Source organism: Cohnella sp., assembly GCF_041640265.1.
Taxonomy (GTDB): Bacteria; Bacillota; Bacilli; order Paenibacillales; family Paenibacillaceae; genus Cohnella.
In genome coordinates, this window is sequence record NZ_JBEQAP010000009.1 from 43,032 (window position 1) to 61,394 (window position 18,363).

General features: G+C 48.3%; 15 protein-coding genes, 1 pseudogene and 1 other annotated feature. Of the genes and pseudogenes, 2 read left to right on the top strand and 14 right to left on the bottom strand.

Annotated features, from left to right (window positions below; all coding sequences use genetic code 11):
- Positions 1-12 precede the first annotated feature (12 nt).
- From ACESLK_RS09310 to ACESLK_RS09330, 5 genes are all read right to left on the bottom strand, one after another.
- Entirely contained in the window at positions 13-504 is a 492-nt protein-coding gene (locus tag ACESLK_RS09310; RefSeq protein WP_373229222.1) for an Lrp/AsnC family transcriptional regulator, read from the bottom strand.
- Between the two features lie 81 nt (positions 505-585).
- Positions 586-1,503: a cysteine synthase A gene (gene cysK / locus ACESLK_RS09315; RefSeq protein ID WP_373229077.1), complete on the bottom strand. Its 918-nt coding sequence runs from the start codon at positions 1,501-1,503 to the stop codon at positions 586-588.
- A complete protein-coding gene (locus ACESLK_RS09320; protein WP_373229078.1) occupies positions 1,500-2,066 on the bottom strand; it encodes a hypothetical protein in 567 nt (188 codons plus the stop codon). Before ACESLK_RS09320 ends, cysK begins: the two co-directional genes overlap by 4 nt.
- A 106-nt stretch (positions 2,067-2,172) precedes the next feature.
- On the bottom strand, positions 2,173-2,568 hold the full coding sequence (locus tag ACESLK_RS09325; RefSeq protein ID WP_373229223.1) for a DUF350 domain-containing protein: 396 nt from the start codon (positions 2,566-2,568) through the stop codon (positions 2,173-2,175).
- 41 nt (positions 2,569-2,609) lie between these two features.
- Positions 2,610-4,967, bottom strand: a complete 2,358-nt coding sequence (locus ACESLK_RS09330) for an endonuclease MutS2 (RefSeq protein WP_373229224.1) — start codon at positions 4,965-4,967, stop codon at positions 2,610-2,612.
- A 113-nt stretch (positions 4,968-5,080) separates the two neighbouring features.
- Here ACESLK_RS09330 and ACESLK_RS09335 point away from each other — a divergent pair, with 113 nt between their 5' ends.
- Positions 5,081-5,443 carry a phage holin family protein gene (locus ACESLK_RS09335; RefSeq protein ID WP_373229080.1) on the top strand — a complete coding sequence of 121 codons (363 nt, stop codon included), beginning with the start codon at positions 5,081-5,083 and terminating at the stop codon, positions 5,441-5,443.
- A 203-nt stretch (positions 5,444-5,646) separates the two neighbouring features.
- Positions 5,647-6,024, top strand: coding sequence for a cupredoxin domain-containing protein (locus ACESLK_RS09340; RefSeq protein ID WP_373229081.1), 378 nt, complete (start codon positions 5,647-5,649; stop codon positions 6,022-6,024).
- A gap of 583 nt (positions 6,025-6,607) precedes the next feature.
- Here the strand turns inward: ACESLK_RS09340 and zapA are convergent.
- The 9 genes and pseudogenes from zapA to thiC all read right to left on the bottom strand — a co-directional run bounded on the left by zapA (position 6,608) and on the right by thiC (position 18,309).
- Positions 6,608-8,455, bottom strand: coding sequence for a cell division protein ZapA (gene zapA, locus ACESLK_RS09345; RefSeq protein ID WP_373229082.1), 1,848 nt, complete (start codon positions 8,453-8,455; stop codon positions 6,608-6,610).
- 123 nt (positions 8,456-8,578) lie between these two features.
- Entirely contained in the window at positions 8,579-11,026 is a 2,448-nt protein-coding gene (pheT, locus tag ACESLK_RS09350) for a phenylalanine--tRNA ligase subunit beta (protein WP_373229084.1), read from the bottom strand.
- Between the two features lie 59 nt (positions 11,027-11,085).
- Positions 11,086-12,120 carry a phenylalanine--tRNA ligase subunit alpha gene (gene pheS / locus ACESLK_RS09355; protein ID WP_373229085.1) on the bottom strand — a complete coding sequence of 345 codons (1,035 nt, stop codon included), beginning with the start codon at positions 12,118-12,120 and terminating at the stop codon, positions 11,086-11,088.
- A gap of 48 nt (positions 12,121-12,168) precedes the next feature.
- Positions 12,169-12,445, bottom strand: a binding site (T-box leader).
- 293 nt (positions 12,446-12,738) lie between these two features.
- Complete coding sequence (locus ACESLK_RS09360) at positions 12,739-12,948, bottom strand: hypothetical protein (protein WP_373229087.1); 210 nt, start codon at positions 12,946-12,948, stop codon at positions 12,739-12,741.
- Positions 12,945-13,946, bottom strand: coding sequence for a hypothetical protein (locus ACESLK_RS09365; protein ID WP_373229089.1), 1,002 nt, complete (start codon positions 13,944-13,946; stop codon positions 12,945-12,947). Before ACESLK_RS09365 ends, ACESLK_RS09360 begins: the two co-directional genes overlap by 4 nt.
- Positions 13,947-14,066: 120 nt before the next feature.
- Positions 14,067-15,308 carry a peptidoglycan-binding protein gene (locus ACESLK_RS09370; protein ID WP_373229090.1) on the bottom strand — a complete coding sequence of 414 codons (1,242 nt, stop codon included), beginning with the start codon at positions 15,306-15,308 and terminating at the stop codon, positions 14,067-14,069.
- Positions 15,309-15,376: 68 nt separating this feature from the next.
- A pseudogene (locus tag ACESLK_RS09375) lies at positions 15,377-15,646 on the bottom strand (prolyl hydroxylase family protein); the annotation flags it as partial.
- A 52-nt stretch (positions 15,647-15,698) separates the two neighbouring features.
- Positions 15,699-16,217 carry a prolyl 4-hydroxylase family protein gene (locus tag ACESLK_RS09380; protein ID WP_373229091.1) on the bottom strand — a complete coding sequence of 173 codons (519 nt, stop codon included), beginning with the start codon at positions 16,215-16,217 and terminating at the stop codon, positions 15,699-15,701.
- 328 nt (positions 16,218-16,545) lie between these two features.
- Positions 16,546-18,309, bottom strand: coding sequence for a phosphomethylpyrimidine synthase ThiC (gene thiC / locus ACESLK_RS09385; RefSeq protein ID WP_373229092.1), 1,764 nt, complete (start codon positions 18,307-18,309; stop codon positions 16,546-16,548).
- Positions 18,310-18,363: the final 54 nt, after the last annotated feature.

Here is an 18,363-nt window from a genome sequence, read left to right on the forward strand (position 1 = left end):
ATGGTCTGGCGTTTAGGGGGATACGAGTAAGCGATGATCGTCCTCGAACTCCTCGAATATAATCCCATCTTGTTTATATTTTTTTAAGATGAAGAAGCTTTTCGTTGAAATAACGGATTCGATGGTGGACAGCTTATTGGAAACGAAGGAGGCAACCTCTTTCAAATTTTTTCCTTCAATCTCCACAAGCAAATCATAAGCGCCAGACATCAGATAAACCGATTTCACTTCCGGATACAAATAAACTCGCTCGGCTATGTTCTCAAAGCCGCGCCCTCTCTCGGGCGTACACTCCACCTCGATAAGCGCCGTTACTTTCTCATCATCAACCTTGCTCCAATTCACAATCGTTGCGTACTTTACGATAACATGGTCCCGCTCCATCTCCGCGATCGCGGCGGAAACGTCCTCTTGCTCTGCGCCAAGCATTGTAGCGATTGTAGCAGCAGACAATCGGGCGTCTTCCTTGAGCAGATCCAAGATGCTTAGCTTGAATTCGTTCATCATGATCCCTCCTGAATTACTCTTCATAATACATCAAATACAGGCTGCATGAAAAGCTAAAAAAGCGCCTTAAGGCGAAGCTTAGAATATGTCCATGCTCAAGTAACGTTCACCTGTGTCTGGAGCTATGCACAGCACTCTTTTTCCCGGACCAAGGCGCCGTGCCAGCTCTATTGCCGCCCAGACGGATGCGCCGGAGGAAGGCCCAACCAGAAGTCCTTCCAGGCGGGCCAGCCGCTTGGTCGTCTCGATCGCATCCTCATCCGTTACCCGCACAATCTCATCGTATATGGAAGTGTTAAGTATCGATGGTACAAACCCCGGGCTTGTCCCCACAAGCTTATGAGAGCCGGGTTGACCACCGGACAAAACAGGGGAGCCTGCGGGCTCGACAACGGCAATATAGAGCTGTGGCAGCTTTTCCTTTAGCGCTTCGCCAGTTCCTGTAATCGTGCCTCCAGTACCGGCAGTGGCAACGAACGCGTCCAGCTTCCCTTCCGTCTGTTCGATGATTTCTAATGCCGTAGTGATTCGATGAATATTCGGATTCGCCGGATTCTCGAACTGGTTGGGCATATAGCTTCCTGGATGCTCTAAAAGCAACTGCCTAGCCTTAGCAATGGCACCGGGCATGCGCTCCGCTGCTGGAGTGAGCACGACCTCTGCTCCATAAGCCCGCAATAAGGAAATACGCTCCGGAGTCATATTGTCCGGCATCACTAGAATAAGGCGGTACCCTTTGGCTGCGGCATACATAGCTAAACCGATGCCCGTATTCCCGCTTGTCGGTTCGATAATAACAGACTCGGAATCGATTAATCCCCGTGCTTCAGCATCCATCAGCAGCCCTGAAGCCGCTCGATCCTTAACGCTGCCGCTAGGATTCATTTTCTCCAGCTTAACAAGCACTTGAGCATGTTCGGAACCGATCATTCGCTGTAAGGCTACGGCAGGAGTATCCCCGATTAAGTCGATGACCGATCGGACCATGCGGGTCATATATTATGCTCCCCGCCGCTGCGGCTCGCTGGATCTTGACTTAATCTGCGCACAACCTGATGACGATGAGAATCACCTAGGAAAGAATGTGCAGTAAAGCATGAAGGGCAGATATATAAGGCCAGTGTAAAAGGGGCTTCGATTACAGCCTCGCCCAATACTTCAGTTACCCTGGGCCGGAACTGGTTAGCGGATAATAATTGTTCTCCAGCTTCGAGCATATATTCATGACAGAGCGGGCATTCTGGAACGAGTTCTTGTTCATTCAGCAGCTGCTCAACCGTTTCTTCGAATTGCTGAAGCTCATCGTTCGTATCCTCGGTGAATTCGTCATCATCTACCCAGCTCAAATCCTCGTCAATAGAAACTATAGCTGGAGACTCATTATCAGCTGCGCCCTCGTCCTCGTCCTCATAGTCTTCTTCGTCCGTATCACCGATATTGAGCTTTAGCGTTCGATATCCTGCAAGCTCATTATCGCATACGGGACACATTTTATCGGGCTCCTGCCCTTCCTCCTGCATAATTTCGCTCTGACACCATGGACAAATGATTACAGCCATATCGGACTTAAGCCTCCTTCATCATATAAATCACGCCAATAATGATAAAAACAACTGCTAATGCGAATAAGGTTCCCCATAGATATTTCATGCCATAACCCTCCGTTTAAATGACAGCTGCGCCAATGATATACGATAAGGACACGGGTAGAATCATCGCGAGTAATCCAACTGCTTTGTTATCCTTCGCGATTTCTTCGTCAATCCGGAATACAGGCGTCAGAAATTCAAATAGAAAGTAAGCGATAAGAAGCAGCACAAAGCCAACTGCAGCCCATACTAGACTTTGGTATATTGTCTCGTTCGCTTCAATTGAAAATCGGAAAATATTACAAATCCCGAATATTTTGCCGCTTGTCGCCATGGCGACCGACATATTTCCTTTGCGAATCTCGTTCCAGCCATCGTATTTGGTCACCCATTCAAAGCAAGAGAGAAACACGATTAATGCCAATATCCCTACTGAAAAATAAGCCAAAACCGCCGCAAACGGATGCGACATTAAGGAATCAACCAAATTCTGCACGACTTATCTGCCTCCCGTCAATGGAGCTCGGCTACGGACACACCCGCGCCGCCTTCCCCGAATTGGCCTAACCGGTAGCTCTTTACGTGTTTATGACGACGCAGAAATTCCTGTACGCCGGTACGCAGAGCACCAGTGCCCTTGCCATGAATAATGTAAACCTGCCCTAGATTAGATAAAAAAGCTTCATCCAGGAATCTGTCCACTTCCATAATAGCTTCATCCAGCATCATTCCTCGCAGATCCAGCTCTGTTCGAATATTCTCATCTCGTGAACGTTTAACGATCGTCGCTTGGGCTTGAGGTTTGTTCGTACTGGTTTTGCGGATCGGCTCCAGATCAACAAGCGCTACCTTCATCTTCATAATTCCTAGCTGAACGAGAGCTTCCGTGCTGCCGAGCTCAATGACATTTCCTTTTTGACCGCCAAGGCTATGCACTTTAACCTCATCGCCAGCTTCAATTTTAGCTTGTTTGTTACCTGATGAACGATTAGGCTTTGCGACCGGTGAAGGTACGGCATCTTCTAGTCGACGACGCGCTTCGATCAGCTTATGCTCCTTAACCGAGGCACCTTCTTCCAGGGCTAGGCGCCTCAAATCCGAGATGATTTCCTCCGCTTCTCTCTTTGCCTTGGCAATGGTGAGGCGTGAGCTTTCACGCGCTTCCTCCATTACCTTTACCTTCTGCTCCTGCAGCTTGAAACGTTCCTCTTGGATTTGCTGCTGAAGCGTTTCTACCTCTCGACGAAGACGTTCTGCCGTTTGCCGTTCCGATTGCGCAGCAAGACGGTCTTGCTCCAAAGAAGCAATCATCGAATCCACCTTCAGCTCATCCTCGCTGACTTCACCCCGTGCATGATCAATAATACTGCGCGGAAGGCCTAAACGTTCCGCAATTGCAAATGCATTACTGCGGCCAGGCACGCCAACAAGAAGACGATAGGTAGGACGCAAGGTTGCGACATCGAATTCCATGCTCGCATTGATGATCCCTTCCCGATTGTATGCATAAGCTTTTAATTCACTATAATGCGTCGTAGCGATCAGACGGCAGCCCAGCTTCTGCAAATGCTCGAGAATGGCTATCGCAAGCGCGGAGCCCTCGGCAGGGTCCGTACCCGCACCGAGCTCATCGAGGAGGACGAGACTTTGCCGTGTCACCTGACCGAGCATGGAGATCAGATTGGTCATATGGCTTGAAAAGGTGCTCAAGTTCTGCTCAATGCTTTGCTCATCTCCGATATCCGCATAAATCCCGTCAAAGACGCATAACCGGCTTCCATCCTCCGCTGGAATGAATAACCCGGACATAGCCATCAGACTAAGCAAGCCAATCGTCTTTAAAGATACCGTCTTACCACCCGTATTAGGTCCTGTGACAATAATGGAGGTATAAGCATTGCCAAGCTCAATATCGATGGGAACAGCATGCTTGATAGCAATGAGCGGGTGACGGGCTTTCCGCAAATGGAGATTTCCTTCCGCATTCATCGCAGGAAGCGTAGCCTCCATTGCATTAGCGAGTGTTGCTTTGGCAAAAATAAAATCGATCATGCCCAGGATTTCAGCATCACCTGTTAACAGATCTGCGCGTTCACCTGTTTGTTCGCTTAATCTGCGTAAGATGCGCTCCACTTCGTTTTGTTCTTTTATTTTCAGTTCGCGGAGCTTGTTATTCATTTGCACGACCGCTTCCGGCTCAATAAACAAAGTTGCGCCGCTGCCCGATTGATCATGTACGATACCGCCGAAATGCGCTCGATACTCCTGTTTAACTGGGATAACATAGCGATCGTTGCGCATTGTGATGAGTGCATCCTGCAGCATTTTCTGAACGGAAGTTGAGCGAATAAGGCTTTCCAGCTTCTCTCTTGCTCTGCCTGCATTAATCCGGATGTCACGGCGGGCCGTTGCAAGCTCAGGGCTGGCAGAATCCAATACGTCACCTTGCTCGTCGATGCATCTTCGTATTTCATCCTCAAGCGGCTTATAGTCAGTTAATGGCTCACAGTGGTCGCTTAACAATGGAAGAGCAGTCTCTTCGCCGGCTAAAGAAATATGTCGGACTAAGCGACGGGAGCCCATAATAAATTGTGCGACATCCATTAGCTCGGGCGGCTGTAGAATGCCGCCCAGTTTCGCGCGGTATAGGGAAGCACGTATATCCGTTATCCCGCCAAAGGGCGGAGTTCCTTTAAGCATGATAGTCCGCACCGCTTCATCCGTTGCAGCTAAACGACGCTCGACAATGGGAAGCTCGCGTGAAGGAATAAGCTTCTCCGCTGCTTCCCTGCCCAAGCTCGTGAAAGTCACGGCTGTCAATTGGCGAATAATTTTGTCGTATTCTAATGTATGTAAGGCCTTGTCGTTCACGGCGGTATTCATCTCCTTCACTGTATATTATATCCGAATGGACAGAGCTTGCGAAACCTTCCACTCATACAGATTAAAACTAAGGATACACTAACAACAAGGAGGTCGATAAGATGCTTTTTCTTGGAACCGTTGTTCGCTTTGTCGTATCGGCTATTGTGTTGATGGTGGTAGGCTTTCTTGTTCCTCAATTTTCGATTGGAGGATTTTGGAGCGCCCTGCTGCTTGCAGTAGTGATAGCCGTGCTGGGATGGGTCATTGAAGGGATTTTCGGCAAAAAGGTTACGCCCTTTGGCAGAGGGATCGTAGGCTTTCTGTCAAGCGCACTGGTCATTTGGTTAGCTCAGTTTGTGGTCGGTGACATGAGGATTACAATGATTGGCGCCGTGTTGGCTGCATTAGTAATCGGGATTATCGATTTGTTTATCCCTATTGCTTCTCCTTATGAAGCCACACGCTCAAGACGTCGGGATTAAGTAAAAGGGATTAGGAACAGCTGAACAAAGCAATCCCCTCGCCCCGCGGCGAGGGGATTATTTGTATGCAAAATGTCATTTATCTGCCACGTGTGATTTGGGTAAATATAGATGTCGTATGATAAAATTATTTGTGAGCAAGAGCTGGAATAGCCATTTTACTCACCTATTCTTGCATCAGAATGAGTACGGAGGGAATTTGTATGCATAAGAAATTCGCATATTTTTTAACTACAGTCGCATTAACTCTGGCGATATCTGCTTGCGGCAGCGGTAATGAAAAGGAATCCGAGAATAGTGCAGCTTCACCTGCTGTATCGGCATCCCAAGAAGTGCTCATCAAAGCATCCAACTGGGAGTTCGATCAGCAAGTATACACCATACCTAAGGACACGCCAGTTAAACTGATTTTGGAAAATTTGGAAGGGGCTCATGGTTTTGAGGTTGTGGGCACGGATATCAAAATAAGAGGAAACAACTCCGAAATCGTTACTTTAGCAGCGGGGACATATGAAATCAAATGTAATATCATGTGTGGAAATGGGCATTCTCAAATGGTCACGAAGTTAGAAGTTAAATAACAAAAATGTCTTATCAAGAATCCTATTCGCTACTCTTGACGGTGTATACGAGAATTTGAGGTAAAAGTGCTACTAATATCATGGGTTCAACCGATAATTCTTGATTACTAGTTGATCCATAATTGAGATATTGGAAATGATATAGTAGTAGTTTTGGCGTTATTATCAGTAAATAAGGGACTGTTCCATAAGATCGACTTATGGGACAGTCCTCTATTTTTGCTGATTTATTGGCATAAATTTTTGTTTTTTACTGCCTGGTTATCCAAAAAAAAGACATCGTAAAAGCGGTATTAGAGGCGGGAAGGTAGTCAGTTTTGATGGTTTAAGACGCTGGGAGCATGTTAGAGGCGGGAAGGTAGTCAGTTTTGATGGTTTAAGACGCTGGGAGCATGTTAGAGGCGGGATGTTAGTCTACAGCCTCCGAAATTCATGGCTTTGTATTCAACAAGAAAGACCGTCAATTCACCCTGACGGTCTTAGTATGGCTAAAGGCATCTAACTCACCGTTGCCGATGATTGGGTTCAGCAGTCCTGCTTTTGGCAGTTTACTAGGGATCTTTATCTTTTGTTCGACAGTCGATCAAGTGTGCTCGAGCAGGTCGATCCATTCATTGTATTCGTTCTGAAGCTTGGAGTATTCTTTGCTCAACGAGGCATGCTCCTGCTTTAACGCATCCAGCTCCGCTTGCAAGCTGTCGCTGCGCGTTGCCTGCTCGCGCAGCTCATCTTGCGAGGCGGTCCATTCCGCCGCGCGCGTACCATTGGCGGCGGCCTCTTCCCGCGCCGCCTCCAGTTCGCGCGAAGCCCGCTGCGCGGCTTCACGCAAGCCCTCCTCCGCCTCGCTCAACTCGGCGAGGCGTTTCTCTAAAGCCGCCGCACGCTCGGTGGCGGCTTGTTGCTCTAGCTGCGCAGCTGCCAGCTGATCTTGCAGCTGCTGCAATTCCTCCCGCGACGATTTCTCCCATTCGTCGCGCTCGTTTAGCTGGCGAGCCAAATCGGCCAGCTCACGTTCTGCTTTCTCGCGTGCTGAGAGATGCGAGCGGAGCTGCTCCGTTGTCTCCGCTTCCACTGCTTGCAGCATTTCCTGCTGCTCCACTACAGTGAGCCGCTGATCCTCAGCTTCCCTTACCCAGTGCTCAAGATCGCTTGCCAGCTGATCTTTTACCTTATGCCATTCCTGTTCCTTAGCCTGCCAATCATCCCGCTCACTCACTAAAGCCACACGCTCTGCCTTTACAGATTTTACCTCGGCTTTTACCGATTCCAGCTCTGCTTTTACCGTTTCCAGCTCGGCTGAGTACAATCCTTCAATATCCTGCAGCTCCGTGATGAGCTTTCTCTCCTGGGCTTGCAACTCAGCTTCCTTACTCGCTTTCACTGCTTCCATCTCAGCGTTCTTCTTGCTCTCTAACGACTGAAGATCAGCTAATCTTCTGTTCTCAAGTGACTGAACCTCCGCATTCCTTCTACTCTCGAGCGCTTTAATTTCATCAACTCTGAGGTTCTCTAATGCTTCTAATTCAGCAGAATGCTGTCTCAACTGTTCGGTGCATTCCTTCTCGTGGCTGCTCAATAGCTTATTGATCTCTTCAGCGTTTGCAAGCTTAACCGATTCCAGCTCGGCATCAAAACCAGCCTTTAGCTCCGCTTGCTTGTTAAACCAAGCAGCCTTCTCTTCAGCCAATTGTACAGCAATTGTCTTCGCTTCGGATTTAGCGGACACAAGTTCCTGCTGCACATCAGATTTAGCGTTCATTATATCTTGCTCTGCTTTGGATTTAACACCCTCTAGCTCCAACTTTGCAGCTAACTTTACCTTCTCTAGCTCCGCAGCAGCGGCTGCTTTCGTGCGTTCGAGCTCCTCGGATGTGTGAGCCTTGACGAATACAATTTCTTCTGTCAGTTCAGCTCGCACGAGATCAAGCTCATCTCTCGATTGAGCTCTTGCGCCTTCAAGCTCTTCAGTCAACTGAGCCCGCACGCTTTCAAGCTCATCTGTCAGCTGAGCTCTAACGCTCTCCAGCTTTTCTCTCGCCTGCGCCTTAACCCGGTCAAGCTCCTCTGCTGCTATAGCTTTCGCGAAATCCAGCTCTTCCGCAGCTTGAGCCTTCAAGCTTTCGATTGCCCGCACAGCGTCTGACTCTAATGCAGTGAATTCCTCCGTAAGAAGCTTATGCTCCTCTTCTAATTTCCGAAGTCTTTCGCTGTCCTTACGGGTACGTATTAACTCATCGCCCATATTCACTGCGGCAAGCACCGCTAAACGCGGTAAATCCAATCGTGTATTGCTTGTGTAAACCTTATTCATCTGTTCACTTACTAGAGCAGCGACGTTCTTCATGTAATCCGAGCTTGAGTGACCCGTTAGCGTATATTGCGTCCCATATATGTCAACGGTCACACGCGTTTTGTCATTGTTGGCATTCACAGCGTGATCCTCCCATTGTGTCCATTTGTAAGTTATTGTAAGTCGGTTGAAATAATAAAGCAGCGAATCATCTGCGCCAGTCGGCGTCTCAATGTATTCGCTGCTCCCCTAAGCGTTTCCTGCCTATTTCCGAAGTTCCGCGCCGAAAGTTTGTTCCAATTGTGTCAAAACCCGGGCATGGGCTTCCGTAACTTCCTCGTCGGTCAAAGTACGTTCCCCGTGCCGGTAGACAAGTGCCAAAGCCACGCTCTTCTTATCTAAGCCTATTCTGTCTCCCATGTAAACATCGAAAACCTTAACGGATTCCAACAGCTCTCCAGCAGAGGCTATAATCGTGTCTGTCAGAGCTCCGCCAGCTATACCGCGATCAACAACGACAGCGATATCTCTCTCCATTGCCGGATAACGAGGCAAAGAACGATATTCAATGTTACGATCCGTATATTCATAAATCAAGTCTAGCTCAATCTCAGCAATATAAGTGTTTGACAGATCGAACTCACGCTGCAGCTCGGGATGGAGCTGGCCCACATATCCGGCCGTTTCCGTTCCCCGCTCCGTTTGAATCATGATCGCAGCCGTTCTGCCTGGATGGAAGCCTTCGGGTTGAGCAGGCTTATAGGTTACTTTTTCTTGCAGGCCTAGACGCTCGAACATCTTCTCAAGAATTCCTTTGGCATCGTAGAAATCAACAGCTTCTGCTGCACGGTTCCAGCTCGAAGTCCGGCGATTCCCGCTCAAGAGGATAGCCGCACGCGGTTTTTCCTGGGGCAGGCGTGTAAGAACGGCCTCATTGGAATGATATACATTACCGATTTCCAGCAAAGCCAAATCATTGTTTTTACGAGTAAGATTATACGCTGCCGCCTCCAGCAAGCTTGGAAGAAGAGCCGTGCGCAATACGCTTCTTTCCTCGCTCATAGGCATTGCCAGTGCAATTGGAATCGTCTCGCCAGCGAGTTCCTTGAACAATTTCGTCCGTTGCAAAGAGGTCACCGAATAGCAGACCGCTTCCTGCAAACCGGCGCTTGTTAGAATCGCTCTGACTTCACGGCGTACAGCTTGCGGCTTCGTTAATGCCCCCGTTGTCGTTGGACCTTCGATAAGCGTAGTTGGAATTTCGTCATAGCCATGCAGTCTTGCAACTTCCTCTACAAGATCAACATCACGTGTAATATCCCCTCTTCTCGAGGGAACCGTCACACTCCAGATACCATCTCCGCTTATCTCCGCCTTGAACTGTAAACGAGACAGTATCGTCTTGATTTCTAAGGTGGATAAGTCTGTCCCCAGCATCCCGTTAATCCGGTTCAGAGACAATTCAACCGTAACAGGCTCCAGCGAGGAAACCTCTACCTCCGCAATCCCTTCCGTAACAAGCCCTTCCGCATAACGCGCGATCAATCCGGCTGCACGATCCAACGCTTTGCGAACCCGTGATTGATCGACTTCCTTCTCGAACCTGGCCGACGCTTCCGAACGAAGTCCTAATTGGCGAGAGGTACGACGCACGGAGCCGCCGTCGAACTTAGCAGATTCGACGATAATATCCGTCGTATCCCCCGTAACCTCGGAATTCGCTCCACCCATTACTCCAGCAAGAGCAATAGCTTTGTCCGCATCTGCGATAACAAGCATATGCGGCTCCAGCTTACGTTCTTGATCGTCTAGTGTCACAAGTACTTCGCCAGCTTTAGCCAGACGAACGTCAATACGTCCGCCAGCTACCTTTGCAGCGTCAAAAGCATGAAGCGGCTGTCCATATTCCAGCATGACATAGTTCGTAATATCTACAATGTTGTTTATTGGACGGATTCCTGCAGCGATAAGGCGATTCTGAATCCATTGCGGCGACGTACCGATTTTCACACCTTTAACGTATCTTGCCGAATACAGGGAGCAGAGCTCAGGAACACTAATGGATACCCTCACAAGATCCGTTGTTTTTTCTGCAGTGGCATACAAATCCTTGCTTGGATCTGGAAGCTCCAGCGGATGCCCAGTTAATGCCGCAACTTCGTAAGCAACTCCCAGCATACTTAAGCAATCCGAACGGTTAGGCGTCAGATCCAGCTCAAGAATGGAATCGTTAAGTGCAAGCACATCAAGGATATCGCGTCCGATTGCCGTATCCGCGGGCAACACTAGAATTCCCTCCTGCTGCTCCTTAGGCAATAACTTATCGTTAATACCCAGCTCACGCGCAGAACAGATCATCCCTTGAGATTCAACGCCGCGCAGTTTTGCTCGTTTAATATCCAGGCCTCCTGGCAGCTTCGCCCCGACCATTGCTACCGGCACCTTCATGTTTGCTCCGATATTCGAAGCTCCGCAGACGATTTGCAGATCCTCGCCTGTACCTGCATCAATTACGCAGACACTCAGTTTATCCGCATCTGGATGCTTCTCGCGCGATTTCACATATCCAACAACAACGCCGCTGACGCCTGCATTTCTGGAGGGTACGGAATCAATCTCGATACCTCCGCGCGTCATCATTTCCGCTAATTCTTGCGGCGTAATATCGCCTAGGTCAATATAATCGGATAACCACCGATAAGATACGTTCATGGGAAGCTCCCCTCTTTTGTCCGAAAATAAAATGCTGTCTTCATACCGTTCTTATACGATTACATCTTGGCGAATTGACGGAGGAATTTCGTATCGTTCGCATAGAAATGACGGATATCATCAATGTCGTACTTGAGCAGCGCTATCCGTTCAACCCCCATGCCAAATGCGAAGCCGGTCACCTCTTTCGGGTCATACCCGCCATGCTCCAGCACTTTGGGATGAACCATTCCGCAGCCGAGAATTTCTATCCAGCCGGTATGCTTACACATCCTGCAGCCTTTGCCTCCACACTGAGCGCAAGTCACATCCACTTCAGCGCTAGGCTCGGTGAATGGGAAGAAACTCGGTCGTAAGCGAATTTGCATTTGCGAGCCATACATTTCCTGAACGAACTGCAGCAACGTCCCTTTCAGATCGCTCATCCGGATGTTCGGCCCGATGACAAGCCCTTCAATCTGGTTGAACATGAAGGAATGCGTGGCGTCATCGTCGTCGCGGCGGTAAACCTTGCCCGGGCAAATTACCTTTACTGGTGTTTTGCCGTTCATGGCTTTCATTGTACGGATTTGAACCGGTGATGTATGGGTCCGAAGCAAAATCTCATCTGTAATATAGAACGAATCCTGCATATCCCGAGCAGGGTGGTTCTTAGGCAGGTTCAGCGCTTCGAAGTTGAAGAAATCCGTCTCTACCTCTGGCCCTTCTGCTATGGAATATCCCATCCCGATAAAAATATCTTCAATCTCCTGCGCAACCTTATTCAGCGGATGTATAGAACCGATATTTACAGCTTTGCCCGGCAAAGTAACATCTATCGTCTCTGCCTGCAGGCGATGGGCTGTAGCCGCACGATCGAAAGCCTCTTGCTTCTCAGCAATGACCGCTTCGATTGCGGCGCGTACTTCATTTCCCACTTGGCCAATGACCGGACGCTCCTCTGCGCTTAGCGCCCCCATGCCGCGCAAAATCTCGGTTAGCTGTCCCTTCTTGCCCAAATATTGAACACGAAGGTCATTTAAATGGGCCGCATCCGCCACCCCATGAAGCTGCTCCAACGCTTCGTGTCGCAGTGCTTCTAATCGCTCTTTCATCCTCACTATCTCCTTATCATATTGGAATAGAAAAAGGCCTTCTCTCCCGTAAGGGACGAAAAGACCGTGGTACCACCCTTTGTTGAAATGTCCATTCGGCTTGTTAGAGCCCTATAAAGCACAACTGCGCTTTAGACATTCCCGCTTAATACGGCGTAACGGGCCGTCAACCGGTTCCTTCTACATGGCTAAGTTACACCCTAGCTGTTCAAAGGACTGCTCCGGAGTGAACTTCAGCAGCCTGATTTCTTAGGAACGCTCTCAGTCTAAGGCGCTCCTTCCCTGAAAGAAGGCACTGCTTACTTTTCTCCATCATTGCATTTTCACATTTACAGATCATTATAGGTGATATGGAGTTTGCTCGCAAGTTTATTCATGATGTATATATGGACGGGACAAATCGATCTTTTTCTGTACGAAACAATAAGAGCACCTGAACTGCCGATTACGGCATTATTCAAGTGCTCAAGAGTTCTGTGAAATACAAAATCCTTAATTTCTGACATAAGACCATTTGTTGAATTGTTGTAGACCTTTAAGGAGAAATTATCAGCTTCTCTTAGTTCTAGTTCAAGTGCTACTTTAATACTAACTTACTTGTAATTAAGTTAGGAATCATTAGATAGGGCGCTTTAGTCTTAAGACATTACGTGCATTACAAACTGGACAATGCATACTTCTTTCTAACTCATTTGGATTCGATTCATTTCTAATATCCTGTACTTCCAGATTATTTTGTTCGCATTCTGGGCATTGAACCTTTTCGTTAGGGTCTTCAGCTAGAATTTTCCCCACTTCAATCCATTTCATTGTTTTGTTTGAGCTCACTTTGATAACTCCTTTAATGCCTTTTCGGCAAAATTAAATGCTGCTTGTGTTTCCTTAGTGGCTAAACCAGCTGAAACGCCCTCTGCTGACGCACTCGTAGTTAGTCTATAAAGCTCATGCAAAACTGTTTTCGCCAACTCTGCTTCTGAAGAAAAAGCTTCATTACCAATTAAGAATCCATTATCCCCAAACATTGTCATACCTGATGCAGGTAACCCCGGCTCATACTGTATAACTTTACCTCCAATGTTCACCGTCACACTCTTACCAGCCTCATTTGCTGCTTTTATTTGAACAAAAGCTGGAGAATTAATTACTTCCTTGGCTTCATTGATTATTTTAGATTCTGTTCCAGTGAATCCTTTAATAACTTGTCCCGTCCCCTGAATAACATTTTCTGTTTCCTTACCGACTTTGGTAAGTGCTGCAGCTCCGTTAGCAGAAGCATTAACGATTCCCGACCCTCCGATAGGAGCAAAGAATCCCATTACAGTCCCTGCTACTGTAGCAGTCTTGTCTGCTGTTGGGTTGCCTGTAGAAGTTTTTGTCCCTGTAACACCTGCGGATGTTTCGGATGTTCTGTTAATAAACTGACCGACCGGCGTTTTGGTTAAAAAACTGTTCATCGCGTTTGCATAAGGCTGTACCACGTTATCGAAAATAGTTGAACTTACGGAACCTTCTTTCCACCATTGTTCGGATTGCATTTTAGAAATCGCTTTTTGGTCTTCGGCGCTGAGCTTTCCAACCATCTTTTTCAGTTCGGCCGCCGAATAACGATCGGATTTACCTGTTACCAATTCCTCAAGGCTTACTGATTTGGCAGGATCATAAGCTTTAATTGCGGGTCCCAGAGCAGGTGCCGGTTTTTTAATTTCAGGTGGTTTTTGTGTGATTCCTGTTATAACTGGCTTGTTATCTACTACTGCAATATTAACATAAGCATTCGGCCCAGCTTGCTTGGCGGTTTTCTCAACCTCAGCTAGGACCTTCTTCATTGCCGCTTCAGATAGTATAAGCGTTTCTCCTGAGATATCGCCAGACTTGGACTGCTTGGCACTTTGGATCGCATTGTTTTTGATAGTATCATTATTGCTTTCGCGTGTTGTGTATACAGCTCACAGTACGTTCAAAGTCTGGTTGCCAACGACGCCGTCAGCCTTGAGTCCATGGTTCTTCTGGAATTGAGCAACGGCCGCTTGTGTCTGTGCGCCGAATTTGCCATCCGCAGATATATTATAACCCATGGCTTTCAATTTTTCTTGAATAGCTATAACGGATTCCCCTTGATCGCCAAGGTCGATCATTTTATTCTGGGCATTTCGAGACAATAACGCTGCATGCGCCTGTGCCTTTGCTTCCTGATCTCGGCGGTTCAACTCGGTTCTGGCCAATTGTCCTGAAGCATCCGAGTTCTTGGCAAGTGCGGCCAAACTATCCTTGCTCTCTGCTCTGTACATATTGTTCAGCTCTTGTTTGGCTGCAGTGCTTCCTCTCTGTGCTTTCTCAAGAAGCTCGTCCCTCTTGACTCCCTTTTCAAGCTTCTGCAGCTCTGCTTTCGCCCAAGCCCCGGTCCCGCTGCCGCTTTTGGAAAGTGTAGTCAGATATTCTCGTTGATTGTTGATAGCAGCTTGCTTGTCCATCTCGGCAAGCTCGTTCTTGGCCCAAGAAGAAGCTCCGCCGCCTTGTTTGATTAAATGATTAAGGTAGTCTCTTTGTTTCGAATCCGCCGATGCATTGGACGATGTGCTGGATGCGGTGATTTTGGTGTCGCTTACTTTGATATCGATGGAATTACCGGTGTTTTGCACGGCAGAGGTGTTCGTTTTCGTATTATTACCGACTGCAACATTCACATAGGTTCCTTTGGCTGCGATCTGTGCAGAAGCTGGAGCAGGTGCGGGGGTTGCTACAGTAGTCCCCTTAAGCTGAGCGCTAGCCCATGCAGCAGCGCCTCCACCCTCTTTAACCAAATTAGTCAGGTACGTATGTTGGTTTTGTGAGATTACAGTAGAAGCGGGAACTGGAGTCGGCGATGGCTTTGGCGCAGGTACGGATACTGGAGCCGGTGCTGGCGATGGAATTGGCGCAGGTGCGGCTACTGGAGCCGGTGCTGGTTTCGGTGCAGGAGATGCTACTGTTGTTCCTTTTAGCTGAGCGCTAGCCCATGCTGCAGCGCCCCCGCCTTCCTTCACCAAGTTATTCAAGTATGTAGATTGATTTTGTGAAATTACGGTAGGTGCAGGAGCCGGCGTCGGCTTCGGAGCAGGTGCCGGAGCTGGTTTCGGTGCAGGAGCAGGCGCTGGTTTCGGTGCAGGAGCAGGCGCTGGTTTCGGCGTTGACACTTTACTGATAGCCATTATTCATTCTACCTCCATGTAGGGATAAATATCTTCCATGATCAATACCTCGGCTATCTAATCTTTCATCATACGGGCTGCTCATATTTACTTTCTCTCATCCATTTGGTAACAATCCACTTTTCACCTTGCAAGACAGGGGCACCACCGTGAAGCGATAACGGGACTACTTGTCCAAGGCTATTGCAATATTCAAAGTAGACGGCGGATCCTGATTTCGGCTTGACTGTTAAGCCAATCGTCGGGAACGTTGTTTCACCTCCATTCTCAACATCATTTAGATACACGACCAGGGTACTGACGCGCTGACCTCCTTTCTCCAGATGCGGCAGACTCCCATTCTCTTCTTCTGAGAAATAGTCGAAATGAGGCTGGTATTCTGCTCCAGTCTTATAATTTTAAGATCTGAAGCCCTTCTCCGTTCTCGATCGGCCAATTCATGACCTCGGAAATACGCCGATCCAGCTTGGATATGAAATCATTTTCATTCAGTTCAAAGAAAGTTCCCCAGCTCGTGCGTTCCTCGATAACTGCTTCTTCCCCCGTATTCGGATCTATCGTAGTTGAGCGTTTTAATTTATCTAGGGACATGTTTATTAACTCTGCACATTCCTCCCCAGTAAACAAATCGTCCAATATAACTACACATGGTCGATCGAAGCGAGCTGCAATTCGCACTTTCCGATCCGTAGTTTCTATGAAGTTCCCTTGGTGAAGAAATCTGGGGTTTTCGTATATAAAGCTTTGTCTTTGATCAATATCAAGTACTTGAACGACCGCTTCTGCAAACGTAGATTCAAAGTCATTCTCAATCATCACTTCCACAATAGATTCTGATGAGCAGCCGCTTCTTATATTTCGAGCAACCCATTCTTTCCATTCGGGGGTTATCGTACTTATAGCAGCCATCGTTACACACGACACCTATCTTTATCAACGATTTTAAAAAAATTATTATTATACCATATAAATATAAATATATTCAACAACAATTAACTTTTTTTAATGCCTTCTTGACAACTAAATATTACCATTTTGTGATAAGTATGGTGTAGGTCTTTTGGACTATTTAATGTAATATTTTAGATAAAATTGATTTTCTATACCGAAAGAAAGAACGTTCAGGAGGCTGCATAAAAAAAACAAAAAGACCACCCCGCTCGAACAGAAAGTTCTAATAGGGTGATCTAACATATTTTTTGGGCTTACCTGGAATAAGCGTTCCATCCCATCAGCTTTATTCCGTATAAATCCGGCTTCCGGCAGCGATGAATCCTTCCGCTTTCTCCTTCATCCCCGCCGCAATGGCTTCTTCGGTTTCCAGCCCCTTCTGCGCCGCATAATCCCGAATATCCTGTGTAATGCGCATGCTGCAGAACTTAGGACCGCACATAGAGCAGAAATGCGCGGATTTCGCCGCTTCCGCTGGCAGCGTTTCGTCGTGATAAGCCATCGCCCGCTCGGGGTCTAAGGACAAATGGAATTGGTCGCGCCAACGGAATTCGAACCGAGCCTTGGACAGAGCGTCGTCCCTAAGCCGCGCTTGGGGGTGCCCTTTTGCAAGGTCGGCGGCATGTGCAGCAATTTTGTAGGCGATAACACCGTCCTTGACATCCTCTTTGTTAGGCAGTCCCAGATGCTCCTTGGGTGTCACATAACAGAGCATCGCCGTGCCGAACCATCCGATCATCGCCGCTCCAATCGCGGATGTGATATGGTCGTAACCCGGGGCAATGTCCGTTGTCAGCGGCCCCAGCGTATAGAATGGCGCTTCTTTGCAAACTTCCATTTGCCGGTCAACGTTTTCCTTGATCAGGTGCATCGGAACATGACCAGGTCCTTCGATCATCACCTGGACATCGTGCTTCCAAGCAATGTCCGTCAATTCACCCAAAGTATCGAGCTCGGCGAACTGAGCTTCGTCATTAGCGTCTGCGATAGAACCCGGACGGAGGCCATCCCCCAGGGAAAAAGCCACATCGTATGCTTTCATGATCTCGCAAATCTCTTCGAAATGGGTGTACAGGAAGTTCTCCTTGTGGTGTGCGAGACACCAGGCCGCCATGATGGATCCGCCCCTGGAGACGATTCCGGTCACGCGTTTGGCGGTCATCGGAACGTATCTCAGCAGCACGCCGGCATGAATCGTAAAATAATCTACGCCTTGCTCAGCCTGCTCGATGAGCGTGTCACGGAACACTTCCCAATTGAGATCCTCCGCTTTGCCGTCGACTTTTTCGAGCGCCTGATAAATCGGGACTGTACCCACAGGAACCGGGGAGTTGCGGATAATCCACTCTCTCGTCGTATGGATGTTTCTTCCTGTGGACAGATCCATAATGGTGTCTGCTCCCCAGCGGGTCGCCCAGGTCATCTTCTCCACTTCTTCCTCAATGGATGAAGCAACCGCGGAGTTCCCGATATTGGCATTTATTTTCACATGGAAATTTCGCCCGATGATCATGGGCTCGCTTTCCGGATGATTGATGTTCGCGGGTATGACCGCACGCCCGGCAGCAACCTCAGAGCGGACAAACTCGGGTTTCATGCCTTCGCGGATTGCAATAAACTCCATCTCCGGCGTAATACGTCCTTGTCGTGCGTAGTGAAGCTGTGTCACATTATGTCCGTCTTTCGAACGAAGCGGGCCGCGCCCATGGATCGGAAACACTTCCGCCCCCTTTTCTTCGGCAGTGCGGGCCGAAGTGAACCCATTATCTTTCGGCAACACCTGACGACCCTCATACTTTACGACATCCCCACGCTCTGCTATCCAATTACCTCGCAAGGAAGGCAGCCCTTTCCGTACATCTGCATCAAAGCTTTCTTCGGTGTATGGACCGCTGGCATCATAAACCCGTACAGGAGCATTAAACTCTTCTCCGTTCCTTCCGTTGCTTGACTCCAACGCAATTTCACGCATAGGCACCCTAATATCTTCCCTTGATCCGGTAACATAGACTTTGCGGCTGCCCGGCAGCGGTGTCGTCAAAATCGGCATAATAAAAACCTCCTAGAGAATGATTTCGAAATTCCCCTAGGAGGCCGCAAAGCA